A 15,603-nucleotide genomic window follows, 5' to 3' on the forward strand; every position below is an offset into this window, starting at 1 on the left:
CTAAATGAATTAATGAGGTAGTACTTAGGCTAAAGAGTTATCTATATGCTAAGTACTAACTACTATATACTAATTAGCTTCTGCCAATAATTTTTTACCTTTTTCAATAGCATCTTCTATTGTACCAACTAAGTTGAATGCTGCTTCAGGATATTCGTCAACTTCACCATCCATGATCATGTTAAATCCTTTGATAGTTTCTTTAATGTCAACTAATACACCTTTTAGACCGGTAAACTGTTCTGCAACGTGGAACGGCTGAGATAAGAAACGTTGTACACGACGAGCTCTGTGTACAGTTAATTTATCTTCTTCAGATAACTCATCCATACCTAAGATGGCAATGATATCCTGAAGTTCTTTATAACGTTGTAAAATTTCTTTAACACGTTGAGCAGTATTATAATGCTCGTCACCTAAAACAGCCGGGTTTAAGATACGTGAAGTAGAATCTAATGGATCTACCGCAGGATAAATACCTAGCTCAGAAATTTTACGTGACAATACGGTTGTAGCATCTAAGTGAGCAAATGTTGTAGCCGGAGCAGGGTCAGTTAAGTCATCGGCAGGTACATATACAGCCTGTACCGAAGTAATTGAACCACGTTTAGTTGAAGTAATACGCTCTTGCATTAAACCCATCTCAGTAGCTAATGTAGGTTGGTAACCTACTGCCGAAGGCATACGACCTAAAAGAGCCGATACCTCAGAACCTGCCTGAGTGAAACGGAAGATGTTATCAACGAAGAAAAGAATGTCTTTTCCTGCGCCTTCGCCATCACCATCACGGAAATATTCAGCAACGGTTAATCCTGATAAAGCTACACGAGCACGTGCACCAGGAGGCTCGTTCATCTGTCCGAATACCAATGTTGCTTTTGAATCTTTTAATTTTTCAGTATCTACTTTAGATAAATCCCAACCACCTTTTTCCATTGAGTGTAAGAAATCATCACCATAGTTAATTACACCAGATTCGATAAACTCGCGCAAAAGGTCATTACCTTCACGGGTACGCTCACCTACACCAGCAAATACAGATAAACCTGCATAGGCCTTGGCAATATTATTTACCAATTCCATAATTAATACAGTTTTACCTACACCGGCACCACCAAATAAACCGATTTTACCACCTTTTGCATAAGGCTCTAATAAATCGATAACTTTGATACCTGTAAAAAGTACTTCGGTTTCAGTAGAAAGCTCATCAAACTTAGGAGGAGCAGCGTGAATAGGTTTACCATTGCTATTATCAATTTTATTGATACCGTCAATAGCTTCACCAACTACGTTGAATAAACGCCCTTTGATTTCATCGCCAACAGGCATTTTAATAGGAGCTCCAGTGTCTAAAGCGTCCATTCCACGTACTAAACCATCAGTTGAGTCCATTGCAATGGCACGAACACGGTCTTCGCCAAGGTGTTGTTGCACCTCTAAAACGATTTTTTGTCCGTTTTCTTTTGTAATCTCTAAAGCAGAGAAAATTTTAGGTAAATGGGCATCGTTAACAAAGCTTACGTCAACTACCGGGCCTATAATCTGCGCTATTTTTCCAATGTTAGGCATATATTCTTTTTGGTAAAATTATAAAAATCAAAATGTTAAACGCGTTTTTACGCACCTACTTTTCGGTTGGCAAAGTTATAACTTTTAAATGTAATTTTTACAGATAAATAAAAAGTTTTTTAACAATTATTTAAACATCAAAACCGATGCATTTTAAATGTTGTAAATAACGTATTTTTAGGCTTAAATTCACTTGTCTTCTGTAGCTGAAAGTACAGGAGAATTTGCTTGAGATATAGAAATGAAAAAAATATTGGTAACCGGCAGCAACGGACTGTTGGGGCAGAAATTAACAGATTATATTCTTTCTTTAGATAACCTGCAACTGATAGCTACAGGTAAGGGAAAGAACAGGGTTTTTGCAGATGGAAATTATACTTATGAAGAAATGAATATTTGTGATATAGAACAGGTGAGCCAAGTTCTTAGAAAACACAAACCTGATACGCTGATTCATGCGGCCGCAATTACCAATGTAGATACCTGCCATGCCGATAGAGAATTATGCCAGAAAGTAAATGTAGAAGCCACCGCTAACCTGATAGCGTTGTGCGAAGAACTGGCTATACATTTTATATATATATCTACCGATTTTGTTTTTGATGGCAAAGCAGGACCTTATAAAGAAACAGATTTGCCAAATCCTGTAAGTTATTATGGTGAGAGCAAACTGGAAGGAGAACGATTAACACAACAGATGAAAGGTAAGTGGGCTATTGTCCGTACCATATTGGTATATGGTATCTTAAAAGATATGAGCCGCAGTAATATTGTATTGTGGGCTAAAAATGCTTTGTTGAGTAATACAGCTGTTAACGTGGTAAATGACCAATGGCGTATGCCTACCTTAGCCGAAGACCTGGCTTGGGCAAGTGTTGCTGTGGCAGAGAAAGAAGCAGAAGGTATTTTTCATATTTCAGGGCCAGATATGATGCGTATTGCTGATATTGTTTATAAAGTTGCTGATTTCTGGAACTTGGATAAATCTCTGATTAAAGAAGTCAGTTCTGCCACATTAAATCAGGAAGCTAAACGGCCGTTAAAAACAGGTTTTATTTTAGACAAAGCAATGACCGAATTAAATTATCGACCTCATAGCTTTGAAGATGGGTTAGCCTTAGTGAGGAAGCAATTAGGGAATAAAGAATAAGGATTAAAGATGAAGTATTTTAAATATCAGTACTGCAGATTTTTTAGCAGTTAACGATTAACCAACCAAATGAACCAATTAACTTTATAATTTTGAAGAAAGATTGGAGATAGAAGGCTAAACAGTTGGCTGTTTTTGAACCACAAAAGACACAAAAGTTCCTGCCCAGCTACCCCGATAAACTAATCAACTAACTAACCAATCAACAATTAAAACAATTATATTATGGCATTACAAACAGGCGATAAAGCGCCTTCATTTAAACTTTATAGTTCAGATTTAAAAGAGGTGTCTTTACAAGACTACCAAGGTAAAAAACTGATTATCCATTTCTTTCCATTGGCTTTTACGGGAGTATGTACAACTCAGCTTTGTACAATGAGAGATAGTTTTGGATATTATAAAGATCTTAATGCAGAGATTGTGGGTATTTCTATTGATTCGCCTTTTACCTTAGCTAAATTTAAAGAAGATCAAAATTACCAGTTTCCTTTGTTATCTGATTTTAATAAGGAGGCCGCCCGAGCATATGGTGCCATTTATGAAGAATTTGTATTTGGTATGAAAGGTGTAGCCAAAAGAGCGGCTTTTGTGGTAGATGAGAACGGCACGATAATTTATGCTGAGGTTTTAGAAGAAGCAGGAAATCTCCCTGATTTTGAAAAGATTAAAGCAATTGTAGCAGGATAAAACCGATACACAGATTATTTTTTCTTGTTATTGTACAAAAAAAATTGCGAAATTAATTTTGAAGCATTACCTTTGCAGACCGTTACAAAAACGAGAATGCATTCGTAGCTCAATTGGATAGAGCATCTGACTACGGATCAGAAGGTTTGGGGTTCGAATCCCTACGAGTGCACAAAAGGACATTCATTTGAATGTCCTTTTTTTATGCTTAATACTTTGTGTTTTTCTGTTTCTGTAAGAAATAACAAATATGCAATTCCTCCTTATTTCTTTAGGAAAGTTGGTTTTGAAGTTAAATACCCTCAAATATCAGGTAAGCATTTGTTAGCATTGTAAACAAATTATATCTTATTTGTTAATTTTTGTAGAATCTAATACCCTAAATAATATTTTAAAATTTATATATTTGCAGCTCAAAAATAAGGTTAAGGATTTAGTATAAAAAATACACTATCTTACTGTTAAACCTTAAATAATTAAACATTGGCAGCTTTACTTTTTGTTTTTAAGGTAAGGCTTTTTTAAAAAAAGTCTTTGTAAAGGCTTAAAAATAAAAGATAGATACTTAAATGCTTAATTTAGTTCTCTTTGGCCCTCCGGGTGCAGGCAAAGGTACCCAATCACAAAAATTGATTGATAAATATCAATTGGTTCACATCTCGACGGGTGATTTATTCAGAGCTCATATCAAAAACCAGACAGATTTAGGGAAACAGGTTAGTCAGCTTATTGCAGACGGAGAACTGGTACCTGATAGCATTACCATTGCTATGCTGGAAGAAGAAGTTGACAGGAATAAAACAGCTAAAGGATTTATCTTTGATGGCTTTCCACGTACGGTTCCGCAGGCAGAAGAATTAGATCGTTTCCTGGAAAGTAAAGGTGCTAAAGTTAACGGTGTAATTGCTTTAGATGTAAATCAGGAAGAATTAACCCGTAGAATTGCTGAGCGCCATAAGCTTAACGGAAGACCAGATGATGACGCTGAGAAACTGAAAAAGCGTATAGGAGAGTATTTTGATAAAACCATTCACGTGTTACCTTATTACGAAGCTCAAGGAAAATTGGCAAAGGTTAACGGAATTGGTGAGATTGAGATCATCTTTAATAGCCTTTGTGAGGTTATAGATAGTTTTTAATTCAATAATATATATTGTACACATCAAATTTTAACCTGCGGGCATAACCTGCAGGTTAAAATTTTTAATGATATTTATAATTTAATAGTCGTAAATTCATCTTCATGTCCCAAGGTTCAAATTTTGTAGATTATGTAAAAGTATGTTGCCGTTCTGGTAAAGGCGGGGCAGGTTCTGCGCATTTACATCGCGATAAACATACTGCAAAAGGAGGCCCGGATGGAGGAGATGGTGGCAGAGGTGGCCATATTATCCTAAAAGGTTCTGCACAGATCTGGACTCTCTTGCACTTAAAATACCGTAAGCATATCATTGCCGAAAATGGCGAGGGTGGAGGCAGTGCTTTGAGATCTGGTAGAAATGGTAAAGATGAAATCCTGGAAGTGCCTTTAGGTACGATTGCCAAAGATGCTGAAACTGGTGAAACCTTGTTTGAAATTACGGAAGACGGCCAGACAGAAATCTTAACAGCAGGAGGTCGGGGTGGTTTAGGCAACTGGCATTTTAAAACTCCTACTATGCAAACGCCTCGTTTTGCCCAACCAGGCGAACCTGGAAAAGAAGAATGGATGATCTTGGAGTTAAAGGTTTTAGCAGATGTTGGATTAGTTGGTTTTCCGAATGCGGGTAAATCTACTTTGCTATCAGTTGTATCGGCAGCTAAACCAGAAATCGCAGATTACCCTTTTACTACCATTGTACCTAATTTAGGTATAGTTGCTTATCGGGATTCCAAATCTTTTGTAATGGCAGATATACCGGGTATCATTGAAGGCGCATCAAAAGGAAAAGGTCTAGGTTTCAGATTTTTAAGACATATAGAGCGTAACTCTGTATTATTGTTTATGGTTCCGGCTGATACCAGCAGAAGCATTAATGAAGAATACCAGATCTTGAAACGCGAATTACATGAATATAATCCTGAGTTAATGCAAAAGCCGCATGTTCTGGCTATTACCAAATCAGATTTATTGGATGAAGAGTTGAAACGGGAAATGAAAAATGACCTGCCAAAACTTCCTTATGTTTTTATTTCATCTGTTGCCCAACAAGGTTTGGTTGAGCTTAAAGACATACTTTGGAAAGCCATCAATACTGAAACCGAAAGCTAGATTATTCTCTGGTGATTATATAGTTTTCCAGCACCAGCATATCCATTTTAGTTCTTAAGAAACAATCTAGCGCATGAGCCGGATGGTTTACAATAGGTTCATTTTCGTTAAAAGAAGTATTTAATAATACTGGAACATCCGTTTTTTCATAAAAACGATTGATTAAGCCGTAATATTTAGGTTCAATATGCTGATCTACAGTTTGCAGACGACCTGTGCCATCTACATGGGTAACTGCCGGAATAAGTACTTTTCTTTCTTCTTTTATCTGAAATACCTTTTCCATGAAGGGTACATTATCTGTTTGTTCAAAATAAGTTTCAACATGCTCCTTTAAGATAGAAGGTGCAAAAGGTCTGAACGATTCGCGTCGTTTAATCTTGGCATTTAAAATATCTTTTGCGTCCGTGCGTCGTGGGTCTGCAATAATAGAACGATGACCTAAAGCTCTTGGGCCAAATTCTGCTCTGCCCTGAAACCAGCCTACTACACCTGCATTGATGAGACAATCGGTAACCCGGTCAAAAAGTTCATGATTTTCCAACTTTTCAAACTTTACATTTTTGTCAGACAGGAACTCCTTGATATCCTCATTATTGTACTGACTACCCAAATAACCATGTAACATGGGTTCGGTACGTGGCTGTTGTAACAAATGATTGTAAACCCATAATGATGCACCTATGCAGGTACCAGCATCGTGTCCGGCAGGAGGGATGTATAATTGCTTAAAAGGTGTATTCAGTAATATCTTGCCATTAGCAACCGAATTTTGTGCAACACCTCCGGCAATGCAAACAGAATCTAATCCTGTTTTTGTATGGAGATGTTTTAATAAATGAAAGATAATTTCTTCGGTAATACGTTGTATAGATGCAGCCCAGTCTTTATGATCTTGTGATAATGGTTCATCAGATCTGCGGGCAGGACCAAAATCCTTGATCAGCTCATCAGAAAATAAACTGTCCATCGCAGGTATGCCACCTTCCCATACCATATTTACACCTTTTGTGGGGTGATTAAAATATTTTAAGTTCAGCTCGAAAAGCCCATTATCTGTAGCTTTAATAGCTTCTCTTAATTTTTCTACATATTTAGGTTTACCATAAGGAGCAAGACCCATTACTTTGTACTCATCGCCATAATGAGGAAAACCCAGCCATTGCGTAAAAGTGGTATAAAAAACACCTATAGAATGGGGATAAGAAACGGTTTCAAGTACTTTGATCTGATTGTCATTTCCTATACCAGTCATTGTACTGGTGAAATCTCCAAAGCCATCAATAGAAAGCAATGCCGCTTTTGAATACGGAGAAGCAAAAAATGCACTGGCTAAATGGCTACGATGATGTTCTACATTATGTATTTGCGCTTTAAGCTGCTGAGGTTCAATGTTAAAATGATTGCAGAATTCGTCGGTTATGGAAGCTGCCTTTTTTAAATTTTTTACGCGGTTAAGCATATTGCTTATGCTTAACCTATTTTTAAGTGCTGTAAAAACTTTACGGCTAAAATTGGCTTTGGGATCTCTTGAAATAGCAATATGATCTACATCTGTAATTCTAATTCCAGCTTCGTCTAAGCAAAACTGAATGGCCTGAGATGGAAAACCCGCCCAATGTTTGATGCGTCTGAAACGTTCTTCTTCTGCCGCTGCTATGAGTGTGCCATTTTGATATATACAGGCAGAAGAGTCGCCATGATAAGCATTAATTCCCAGGATGTACATTACTTTTTTTATTTTCTTTTAACCAGAACCAAATCATTAAAATAATTACCAAATATGCAAAAATGTTATATAAATCATGATGCAGATCGGCATGTTGTCTAACTGTTTTAAACCTGCTGAATATGAAGCCAACCAAAGCAATGCGTATAACGTTGGTTAAGATAATGATCAGCGTACCAGCCAGAATAAAATATAATTTCTTTTTTACTGTTTTATAAGGATAGGCAATTACAAAAGCCCAAAAAGACGTAATGATACCCATGCCATAACAAGAGTAACCTACATTTACCCATACTCCTCTGCTTATTTTAATACTATCGTGATAAACAAAATTATCAACTCCGAACAGGTGAAGCATGCCACTGGCACTTTTTAAAAGTATTTGTTGCAGCCAATGAGGGTAATTCAAGTAATGATCAAGAAAAGGGCTGTAATATCCTCCTCCTTTATTAACCAGACCAATGTAGAAGTAGTTAAAACGATATAGAGCAAAGGCTAAAACCACAAAACTTAAGGCAAAAAACCATGGTTTCTTATAAATAAGTTTTAGTTTGCTGGTCATAGGAACAAAATTAATAAAGTTCTGTAAAGCAAGTTAATTAAAAGGGCGAGCTTTTTTCTTTAGCTCGCTAATTTTTATATCAATAACTAATCTGAACCAGAAGCCTTGCAGGTAATGGAAAATGAAGCCTGTTTTGCCATCTAAAAAACCCAGCTTAATAAAGTAACGGTAAAAAAAGTATAAAAACGGGCGGATATATAGAGGCATTTTCCACCATATGTTTTTTAGATATGCAATTTTCTGATTGGGGTCTCCAAATAATGAAGGTTCTGTGGCTGATTGTTTTATGGTTTGTAACCGTTCAAACTCTTCAAGGGCAACAAGTGTACTATATCTGTTGTGTTTGGCTATCCAAAACTCAATATCGTTTTCTTTAAGATTTTCTTCTATGATATGACCATCTTTCCATGTCATGGTTTTTCCCGGAACTACAAATCTGTGATCCATATTTTCATTCAGGTCAGAATAACCCACGTTAAACTTGAACATTTTTAACAGATATTTTGGATAATAGCCACCATATTTGATCCATTTACCTTTAAAAATATTTTTACGGTTAAAATAAATGCCGTTGATTGCTTCATAATCCTTACTCTTAAAACTTTGTAAACGTTTAAAAAGTTCTGGAGTAACAATCTGATCGGCATCTAAACCTATTACCCAAGGGGTTTGAACTGAAAAGTTATTTAAAGCAAAATGCCATTGTTTAGGATGATTAGTAAAAGCATATTGCTGTACTGTTGCACCATAAGTTTCGGCAATCTGCAGGGTATTATCTTTACTGCCTGAATCCAGAATAAAAACAGCAGCTTCTAATCCTTTTATGGAATCAAGTAAACGGGGTAAATGTTGTTCTTCGTTAAAAGTAAGTATAATGAAGCTAAACTCGGTATTCACGCTATTGTTGCTCTTATAACCATTGATTTCCAAAGATAAGGAAAACGGCCACATCCTTTAAAATGGGTAACCTGGAAGCCCTGTTCCTTAAGCAGAGCCGTAAGCGTTTTTCTTGACCAGATCTTGATATGACCTCCATCCCAAAGGGGATTAATATGACTATCCATTTTGTTGGTAAGCGCAATGGTAAGGTTTTTTAGATAACCATGATAAGGCGTAGATAAAATGAATTCGCCACCACCGTTTTTTAAGAGAATTTTTTTTGCAAAAGATACAAAGGTTCTGGGTGCATATAAATGCTCAATTACTTCTGTTGAAACAATGGTTTTAAAAGGCATATTCTGTATCTGTGCAGGAAGCAGTTCAGAGCTTAAATCCTGAATAAAAAAACGATCAGGATTAATCTGATTAGCCAGCTTTATTCCCTGTTCTGAAGCATCCGTTCCATATACATCAAAACCATTTTTAATTAACTCATTGGCAAAAGAACCGTTGCCACATCCCAGATCTAAAACCGGTGTTTTTTTAGTACTTATAAGGTTTACTATGGGCATTAAAAGATAATTGTGTGTATGGCTGTTTTCGTTATTGTGAAAACCGTAGTCTTTATACTCTGACATAGAATATCTGGTTAATAGGTTGTTAGGTCGTGGTACAGGCTAATATACTGATTTACCAGTAGATCAGTATCGAAATCTTTTTTAATTGTTTCTGGTGCATTTTGCCTGATATGATTGCGTTTATCCTTACTTTGAAATGCTTCTTCTAAACCCTGCGCAATCTCATTAGGATGATGTTTACAGACCCAACCCATATTATTTTGTAAAATATAATCAGCCAATCCAACTTCTTTTGAAACTAAAACAGGCGTACCAACACTTAAGGCTTCTATGATAACATTAGCAAAGTTCTCATTAAAAGAAGTTAATACCAGCAAATCATGATTGGCCATGATTTCAAATTTTTTATCGCCGTTAACATAACCTATCCATTTAATATGATGAGCTATGTTTAGATCTTGGGCATATTTTTTTAGCATTTCTAGATACTGCTCTTCTCCGCTCCCGGCGATACTAAGTTCCCAGTTAAAATCCAGTTTACTTAAACTTTCAAATAATATTTCAAGTCCTTTTTTCTGTTCAATCCTTGACAAGAATAACAGCCGGAAAGAATGAGAGTAGGGAGGGGCCTCTTTAAGAGCTAAATGACTTAACTTAACGAAATTAGGAATTACGTTTATACTTTTAGTGGTACAGGTTTCTTTAATATCTGTCTGCTCCTTAAAACTGGTGGCGTGTATGTAAGTGTAGTTTAACAATTTTTTACCTATACCTGAGTGTATAAGCTTTTTAGGCAAAGAATTTTTATTGCTGGTTGTATAGTGGTTTAACATCCCTCTTGGTGAAAGGATCACCGGAACTTTATGCATTTTAGCTAACCAGCATGATAGTATGGAAACTAAATTCCACCAGGCATGAATATGTACGATTATTTTAGTGTTATCTTTCTTTGCTTGTTTTAGGATTTTATGTAAATATCCTAGTAGTGAGGGAGAAAAATGGGTATGATCTTTGGTCCATCGCTTAAAATAATAAACTCTTACATCATCAACCAATGTTTCGGTACCAACAGCAACATCTAATTCCGTTTTTCCATTAGCAGTGGTAGCAAGAACGGTAACATCTTGTTTGGATCTGGTTAATTCTTCAGACAGTTTAGAGACCGACATGGTTGGCCCACCATAAATGTAAGCGGGTTTATAGGCTGCACATATTTGGATGATCTTCAAAGGGCTGATTATTAAGTTTGACGGTACTGTTATTAGATTTTCAGTAACTGTGCAATTCTGGCAAATGGATCGGCTAAGTAGCTCATATATTTAGTGTCTTTAATAGAACTACGATTTTTGGTAAAAGTTGAAGAGACTACCTGTTTTAAAGTTAATTGCTGACCTGATTTGATATTGAATGGTTCAACTTCTTTTTTCAGTGCCAACTTAACCATAGTAACAGGGAAGTTTATCCCCGCACGTATATATGAACTAATTACTGATGCCCAGAAACGTCCGTTGATTTCCAGTACCTTTACTGAGTTATCTCGAATGTCTCTTCTCATATCTATACAAGCTACTCCATGCCAGTTAAGTAATTTCATCATTCTGGCAATTACAGTTATTACCTGTTCATCATCATGAAACTTCAGAATATCATTTGAGCTAAAATCACTTCCTGTTTTAACAGGAGATTCCTGTATAGTATAACAAATGAGTTCTCCTTCTCTGCATATCACATTGCAGGTAACATCACTTCCTATTATAAAGGGCTGTAGAATAAAACGGTTAAGTTTTGTTTCATTCTTTATATAGAAATTTTTAAGTTCCTCCCAATTTTCAAAACGTTGTATCAATCTTCCAAAAGCTTCCCTATCTGGCTTTATTAATACCGGATAGCCCATATCTGCTGCATCTTTCTCTAATTTTGCCAAACTTTCTATGATTGTAAACTTTGGACATGGAACTTTATTTTCGGTAAGAAATTTTGCCAGTTTCATTTTATTGATAGCAATATCAAATCTATCCACTTCGGTAGCCCAACTGCACACTGCAATTTTGTTTAATTCTTCGGTATGAAGCTTTATATTTCTTATTTCAAGCTCATCTATAGGCATAATAAGATCTATATTGTGCTTTTTTACGATTTCCTTAATCTGTTGTACACCGTTTTTATCATATTCCTCATAAGCTTTTTTGAGGTAGATAGAAAATCGGGCGGCATTCTTCTTGTTACCGGTTAACAGGTAAATATCAGCATTAAGCGATTTTAGGCAATATAAAACGCCAAGACAAAGATTAGAGTCGTAACCGATTAAAAGTATTGACGTTTTTTGCAGCATTATGGCTTCTTTATGTCTTGTTTTGCGCAAGTTTACTGTTTCTGTAGCCATATGAGAAATAAATAATCAGACCTATAGCCAGCCATACACCAAAGCCAATCCAGTTGCTGATGCCCAATTCGCACATCATATATAAACAGCTGATTAATCCTAAAACAGGTATCAGAGACAAATTTTTAGTAAAACAGAAATATGAAATTACCACACAGATTAATAAAAATATCCACATTGGTATTTTGTGCTTAAAGAGTTTCCAGCCGCTTTCGTATTTTTTGTCAAAGCTAATAGAAGACTTTGTCAGAAAGCTTTCATATTGTTCTGCACTTAAATTATTCAGATAAGCTTCTGCATCTATTTGTTTGCCCTGAAGAACAACAGGGTTTTGAGCGATTTCATTCTTAACATTTTGCAACTCCTCATTATTTAATGAAGTTACAAATGTGGTTGCATCAACTGATTTGGTTTCATTTTTTAAGAAGGCAAGTGTTTCTGCTTTAAATTGAGTTAAACCAAAAATAACAGAGGCTACAAACAATAAAGGAATAATGTATTTAGAATTTACATAAGGAATTTTGAACTTTCCTCTTTGTACATCAGGTCTGTTTTGTAATACCAATACACCAGCACATACCAGTACAAATGCAAATAAGGTACCTATAGAACATAAATCTGTTACAATGGTAAGATTCATGAACAATGAAGGTATGGCTACTACAAAGCCTACAACAATTGTTGAAAATGAAGGAGTTTTGTATTTAGGGTGAATCTTAGAAAATGATTTTGGCAATAATCCATCACGGCTCATGCTCATCCATATACGAGGCTGTCCCATTTGGAAAACCAATAATACACTGGCCATTGCAAAAACTGCACTTACTGCAATGATACCACTCATCAATTTAAGATCAATCTGATCAAAAACATAGGCCAAAGGATCTCCAACTGCTAAAGTGTTGTATTTAACAATTCCAGTAAGTACTAAAGCTATAGCTATATACAGAATGGTACAGATGATAATAGCCCACATCATACCTTTTGGCAGATCTCGTTGTGGATTTTTACATTCTTCTGCAGTTGTAGAAATGGCATCAAAACCTATGTAAGCAAAGAATACAGCTGATACACCTTTTAATATTCCTGAAACCCCATTCGGTGCAAAAGGATTCCAGTTTTCTGTATCCACATAGAAAATACCAACAGACAGAACCAATAAAATAACAGCTAATTTTATAACCACCATAGCATTACTTGCATTTCTGGATTCTTTCATGCCACGATAAACCAGCCATGTAATAAATATAATGATACCTAAAGCCGGTAAATCTGCTACAAAATGAAAACTTCCAATTTGCGGAGCTGTAACCCAGGCATTATTGGCAATGCTGGTTGCTTCGTCTAAATTGGCGATGTCTTTACCTGCGTTGATTAAAGCTTCGGCATGTTTATGTCCATTGAAAGCGGTAAGATAATCCATTGTAGCCCAATCGGGTACATGTATTCCATCTATTCCCAGGCTTTTTATCTTGATGGAGGAGAGTAAACTCGTAAAATAATCAGACCAGGAAATGGCCACCGTTATGTTACCAATGGCATATTCCATAATTAAAGACCAACCTATAATCCAAGCTACTAATTCGCCAAAAGCAACATAAGAATACGTATAGGCACTTCCTGAAACAGGAACCATAGATGCAAACTCAGCATAAGCAAAAGCAGCAAAACTACAGGCAATTGCAGTGAAGATAAAGAGAAAAATCACTGCTGGCCCGCCATCTGCACTGGCTTTACCAATGGTGCTAAATATACCGGCTCCTATAATAGCAGCTATACCAAAAGCAGTTAAGTCTCTTACTCCTAATGTTTTATTTAGTGAACTTTCATGATCTCCGTAACCTTTTGAGGCTTCTTCTAATATTTTGGAAACGGATTTTTTTCTAAACAGGTTATTCAGCATTTAATTCTGGTTGCTTGGTTGAATTCTCCAAACTTAAAAAATATGTGTTAAAAATGAAAGCGCTATTTATGGTCGCCGTTAAAGTATGAAGTATAAAGTCTTAAGTTCAGATGCGAAATAAGTACCAACGAAAAATGAAGTAAGGACACTTCAACCAACGGAATAGCGAAAAATGATTAACAAACTATCCTTCCAATTTTTCTAATTCATCTTTAACAAATGCAGCAAGGTCTTTTATATATGAAGCACTAAAATCGAATTTAATACCCGCTGTTTCATAAATCACATTCATGGGTTTGGTATAACCTAAGCTCAGTGCGGCCAGATATTGATCGAGTGCTTTTTCCGGGTTTTCTTTGTAATTTTTCCATACAGCAATGGCTCCTAATTGTGCAATTGCGTATTCTATGTAATAAAATGGTACTTCAAACAGATGCAATTGTTTTTGCCATACATTTCCCAATTGCTGTTCTAAACCGTCCCAATTTGCAAAGCCTGCACCAAATCTTTCATAAATTTGTTTAAACGCTGCTTCTCTATCGGCTGCATTATGATCTGGATTGGTATAGATCCAGTGCTGAAACTGATCTATTACAGCTACCCATGGCAAGGTTTTCAATACATCAGCAAGCTGCTCTTTTTTAGCCCTGATCAGGTCTTCTTCCTTATCAAAATAAACATTCCATTTATCCATAGAAATTAGTTCCATGCTCATAGAGGCTAATTCTGCTACTTCAGACGGGCAATGTTTAAAATCATTGAGTTCCAGGTTTGCAGTTAAAAAAGTATGTACAGCATGCCCTCCTTCATGCACCATAGTGGTTAAATCACGTAGAGAATTGGCTGAATTCATAAAAATGAAAGGAGCTCCTGTTTCTGCAAGCGGATAATTGTAACCTCCCGGTGCTTTGCCCATACGACTTTCTACATCGAAAAGGTTGTTCCGTTTCATAATTGCAAGTTTTTCTCCTAATGAAGGTCTTAATGCACTGAAACAGAGAATAGATTTATCGATCAATTCATTACCATTGTGAAAAGGTTTTAAAGCTGGTTTGCCTGAGGTACTTACATCCAGATCCCAAGGTTTAAGCTCAGCTAAGTTTAGCGCATTTTTACGTTTATCTGCTTGTTCTTTTAACAGAGGTACAATTTCTTTCTCTATTGCGGCAGCAAAATCATAGCAGTCTTTAGGGGTATAATCAAAACGTCCCAAAGCTTGGAACATATAATCGCGATAGTTTTCAAAGCCTGCATTTAAAGCTACCTGATGTCTCATTTTTACCAATTCATCAAATAATGTATTGAGCTCATCTTTATCAACAAGTCTTCGTTGCTGAATATTTCTCCAAGCATTTTCTCTTGTTTCGCGGTTGGTATCTTTTAAGAAATTAGCAGCCTGTTCTAAAGTGTAAGTCTTGCCTTCAAGTTCAACACTCATGGATCCAGTAATGGCCTGATATTTTTGCTGGGCAACCTGTAATTTCGTAAATAATTCAATATTCTCTTCTCTAAATAGTTCTAAGGCTTTTTTTACGCTACGGATATAAACAAAGTATTTTTCCTGATCAAGCTGATCAATAAAAGGACTTTCACAGAATTTTTTATTTAACTGATTGGCTATTGGAGAAATTTTAGGTTCGATCTCTGTAGCAAAATATTGGAAACTCTTAACCAGTTCCTCATTTGAAGTATCACATGACATTTTAATGTATCTCCATGCAAAATCTTCTTCTAATGCAGCTTCAAGTTCACTTTTATCACGTAACCATTGCTCAAGTTCTTTTACGCTATTTATTTCTCTTTTTAAAAGCTCGTTGAAGATAGGTTCAAGGTTTTCCCAGTCTATACTTAAATCCTGAGGGATATAGTGACGCTGTTTTTTATGAAGGGCTGACAAGCTCATATG

The 15,603-nt window shown here is 36.0% G+C and carries 13 protein-coding genes and 1 tRNA gene; 5 read left to right on the forward strand and 9 right to left on the reverse strand.

Annotation, left to right across the window (positions count from 1 at the left end; genetic code table 11):
* Positions 1–69: 69 nt before the first annotated feature.
* Complete coding sequence (gene atpD, locus MMF97_RS06840; protein WP_243360849.1) at positions 70–1,572, reverse strand: F0F1 ATP synthase subunit beta; 1,503 nt, start codon at positions 1,570–1,572, stop codon at positions 70–72.
* 241 nt (positions 1,573–1,813) lie between these two features.
* Here atpD and MMF97_RS06845 point away from each other — a divergent pair, with 241 nt between their 5' ends.
* The 5 genes from MMF97_RS06845 (at position 1,814) to obgE (ending at position 5,663) form a co-directional block, all read left to right on the forward strand.
* Positions 1,814–2,722 (forward strand): SDR family oxidoreductase, encoded by a 909-nt coding sequence (locus tag MMF97_RS06845; protein WP_243360852.1) that lies wholly within the window; start codon positions 1,814–1,816, stop codon positions 2,720–2,722.
* A gap of 225 nt (positions 2,723–2,947) precedes the next feature.
* A complete protein-coding gene (locus MMF97_RS06850) occupies positions 2,948–3,412 on the forward strand; it encodes a redoxin domain-containing protein (RefSeq protein WP_243360854.1) in 465 nt (154 codons plus the stop codon).
* 98 nt (positions 3,413–3,510) lie between these two features.
* A tRNA-Arg gene (locus tag MMF97_RS06855) sits at positions 3,511–3,584 on the forward strand.
* 397 nt (positions 3,585–3,981) lie between these two features.
* The gene (locus MMF97_RS06860) at positions 3,982–4,551 is read left to right on the forward strand and encodes an adenylate kinase (protein WP_243360855.1); all 570 of its coding nucleotides are present in this window, start codon (positions 3,982–3,984) and stop codon (positions 4,549–4,551) included.
* A 104-nt stretch (positions 4,552–4,655) separates the two neighbouring features.
* Positions 4,656–5,663: a GTPase ObgE gene (gene obgE, locus MMF97_RS06865; RefSeq protein WP_243360857.1), complete on the forward strand. Its 1,008-nt coding sequence runs from the start codon at positions 4,656–4,658 to the stop codon at positions 5,661–5,663.
* A gap of 1 nt (position 5,664) precedes the next feature.
* On the opposite strand, the gene MMF97_RS06870 is transcribed toward obgE, so the two are convergent.
* The 8 genes from MMF97_RS06870 to MMF97_RS06905 form a co-directional block, all read right to left on the reverse strand.
* Positions 5,665–7,392 (reverse strand): carbamoyltransferase family protein, encoded by a 1,728-nt coding sequence (locus tag MMF97_RS06870; RefSeq protein ID WP_243360860.1) that lies wholly within the window; start codon positions 7,390–7,392, stop codon positions 5,665–5,667.
* Positions 7,373–7,954, reverse strand: a complete 582-nt coding sequence (locus MMF97_RS06875; RefSeq protein ID WP_243360862.1) for an exosortase/archaeosortase family protein — start codon at positions 7,952–7,954, stop codon at positions 7,373–7,375. Before MMF97_RS06875 ends, MMF97_RS06870 begins: the two co-directional genes overlap by 20 nt.
* Before the next feature lie 33 nt (positions 7,955–7,987).
* Positions 7,988–8,851, reverse strand: a complete 864-nt coding sequence (locus MMF97_RS06880) for a glycosyltransferase family 2 protein (RefSeq protein ID WP_243360864.1) — start codon at positions 8,849–8,851, stop codon at positions 7,988–7,990.
* Positions 8,848–9,471, reverse strand: a complete 624-nt coding sequence (locus MMF97_RS06885; RefSeq protein ID WP_243360866.1) for a class I SAM-dependent methyltransferase — start codon at positions 9,469–9,471, stop codon at positions 8,848–8,850. Before MMF97_RS06885 ends, MMF97_RS06880 begins: the two co-directional genes overlap by 4 nt.
* Positions 9,472–9,482: 11 nt before the next feature.
* Positions 9,483–10,640, reverse strand: coding sequence for an XrtY-associated glycosyltransferase XYAG1 (locus MMF97_RS06890; protein ID WP_243360867.1), 1,158 nt, complete (start codon positions 10,638–10,640; stop codon positions 9,483–9,485).
* Positions 10,641–10,672: 32 nt separating this feature from the next.
* Entirely contained in the window at positions 10,673–11,794 is a 1,122-nt protein-coding gene (locus MMF97_RS06895; RefSeq protein ID WP_243360869.1) for an ATP-grasp domain-containing protein, read from the reverse strand.
* Positions 11,754–13,697, reverse strand: coding sequence for an amino acid permease (locus MMF97_RS06900; RefSeq protein ID WP_243360870.1), 1,944 nt, complete (start codon positions 13,695–13,697; stop codon positions 11,754–11,756). The genes MMF97_RS06895 and MMF97_RS06900 overlap by 41 nt, the downstream gene beginning before the upstream one ends.
* Before the next feature lie 184 nt (positions 13,698–13,881).
* Positions 13,882–15,600 carry a M3 family oligoendopeptidase gene (locus MMF97_RS06905; protein WP_243360872.1) on the reverse strand — a complete coding sequence of 573 codons (1,719 nt, stop codon included), beginning with the start codon at positions 15,598–15,600 and terminating at the stop codon, positions 13,882–13,884.
* Between the last annotated feature and the right edge of the window lie 3 nt (positions 15,601–15,603).

It is taken from the genome of Pedobacter montanisoli, from assembly GCF_022809115.1.
Taxonomy (GTDB): domain Bacteria; phylum Bacteroidota; class Bacteroidia; order Sphingobacteriales; family Sphingobacteriaceae; genus Pedobacter; species Pedobacter montanisoli.

Bases quoted from the DNA above. Each gene is read 5' to 3' on its own strand.
- MMF97_RS06860 (WP_243360855.1), top strand. From the start codon at position 3,982: ATGCTTAATTTAGTTCTCTTTGGCCCTCCGGGTGCAGGCAAAGGTACC.
- obgE (WP_243360857.1), top strand. From the start codon at position 4,656: ATGTCCCAAGGTTCAAATTTTGTAGATTATGTAAAAGTATGTTGCCGT.
- MMF97_RS06845 (WP_243360852.1), top strand. From the start codon at position 1,814: ATGAAAAAAATATTGGTAACCGGCAGCAACGGACTGTTGGGGCAGAAA.
- MMF97_RS06905 (WP_243360872.1), bottom strand. From the start codon at position 15,600: ATGAGCTTGTCAGCCCTTCATAAAAAACAGCGTCACTATATCCCTCAG.
- MMF97_RS06895 (WP_243360869.1), bottom strand. From the start codon at position 11,794: ATGGCTACAGAAACAGTAAACTTGCGCAAAACAAGACATAAAGAAGCC.
- MMF97_RS06900 (WP_243360870.1), bottom strand. From the start codon at position 13,697: ATGCTGAATAACCTGTTTAGAAAAAAATCCGTTTCCAAAATATTAGAA.
- MMF97_RS06885 (WP_243360866.1), bottom strand. From the start codon at position 9,471: ATGTCAGAGTATAAAGACTACGGTTTTCACAATAACGAAAACAGCCAT.
- atpD (WP_243360849.1), bottom strand. From the start codon at position 1,572: ATGCCTAACATTGGAAAAATAGCGCAGATTATAGGCCCGGTAGTTGAC.
- MMF97_RS06870 (WP_243360860.1), bottom strand. From the start codon at position 7,392: ATGTACATCCTGGGAATTAATGCTTATCATGGCGACTCTTCTGCCTGT.
- MMF97_RS06850 (WP_243360854.1), top strand. From the start codon at position 2,948: ATGGCATTACAAACAGGCGATAAAGCGCCTTCATTTAAACTTTATAGT.
- MMF97_RS06875 (WP_243360862.1), bottom strand. From the start codon at position 7,954: ATGACCAGCAAACTAAAACTTATTTATAAGAAACCATGGTTTTTTGCC.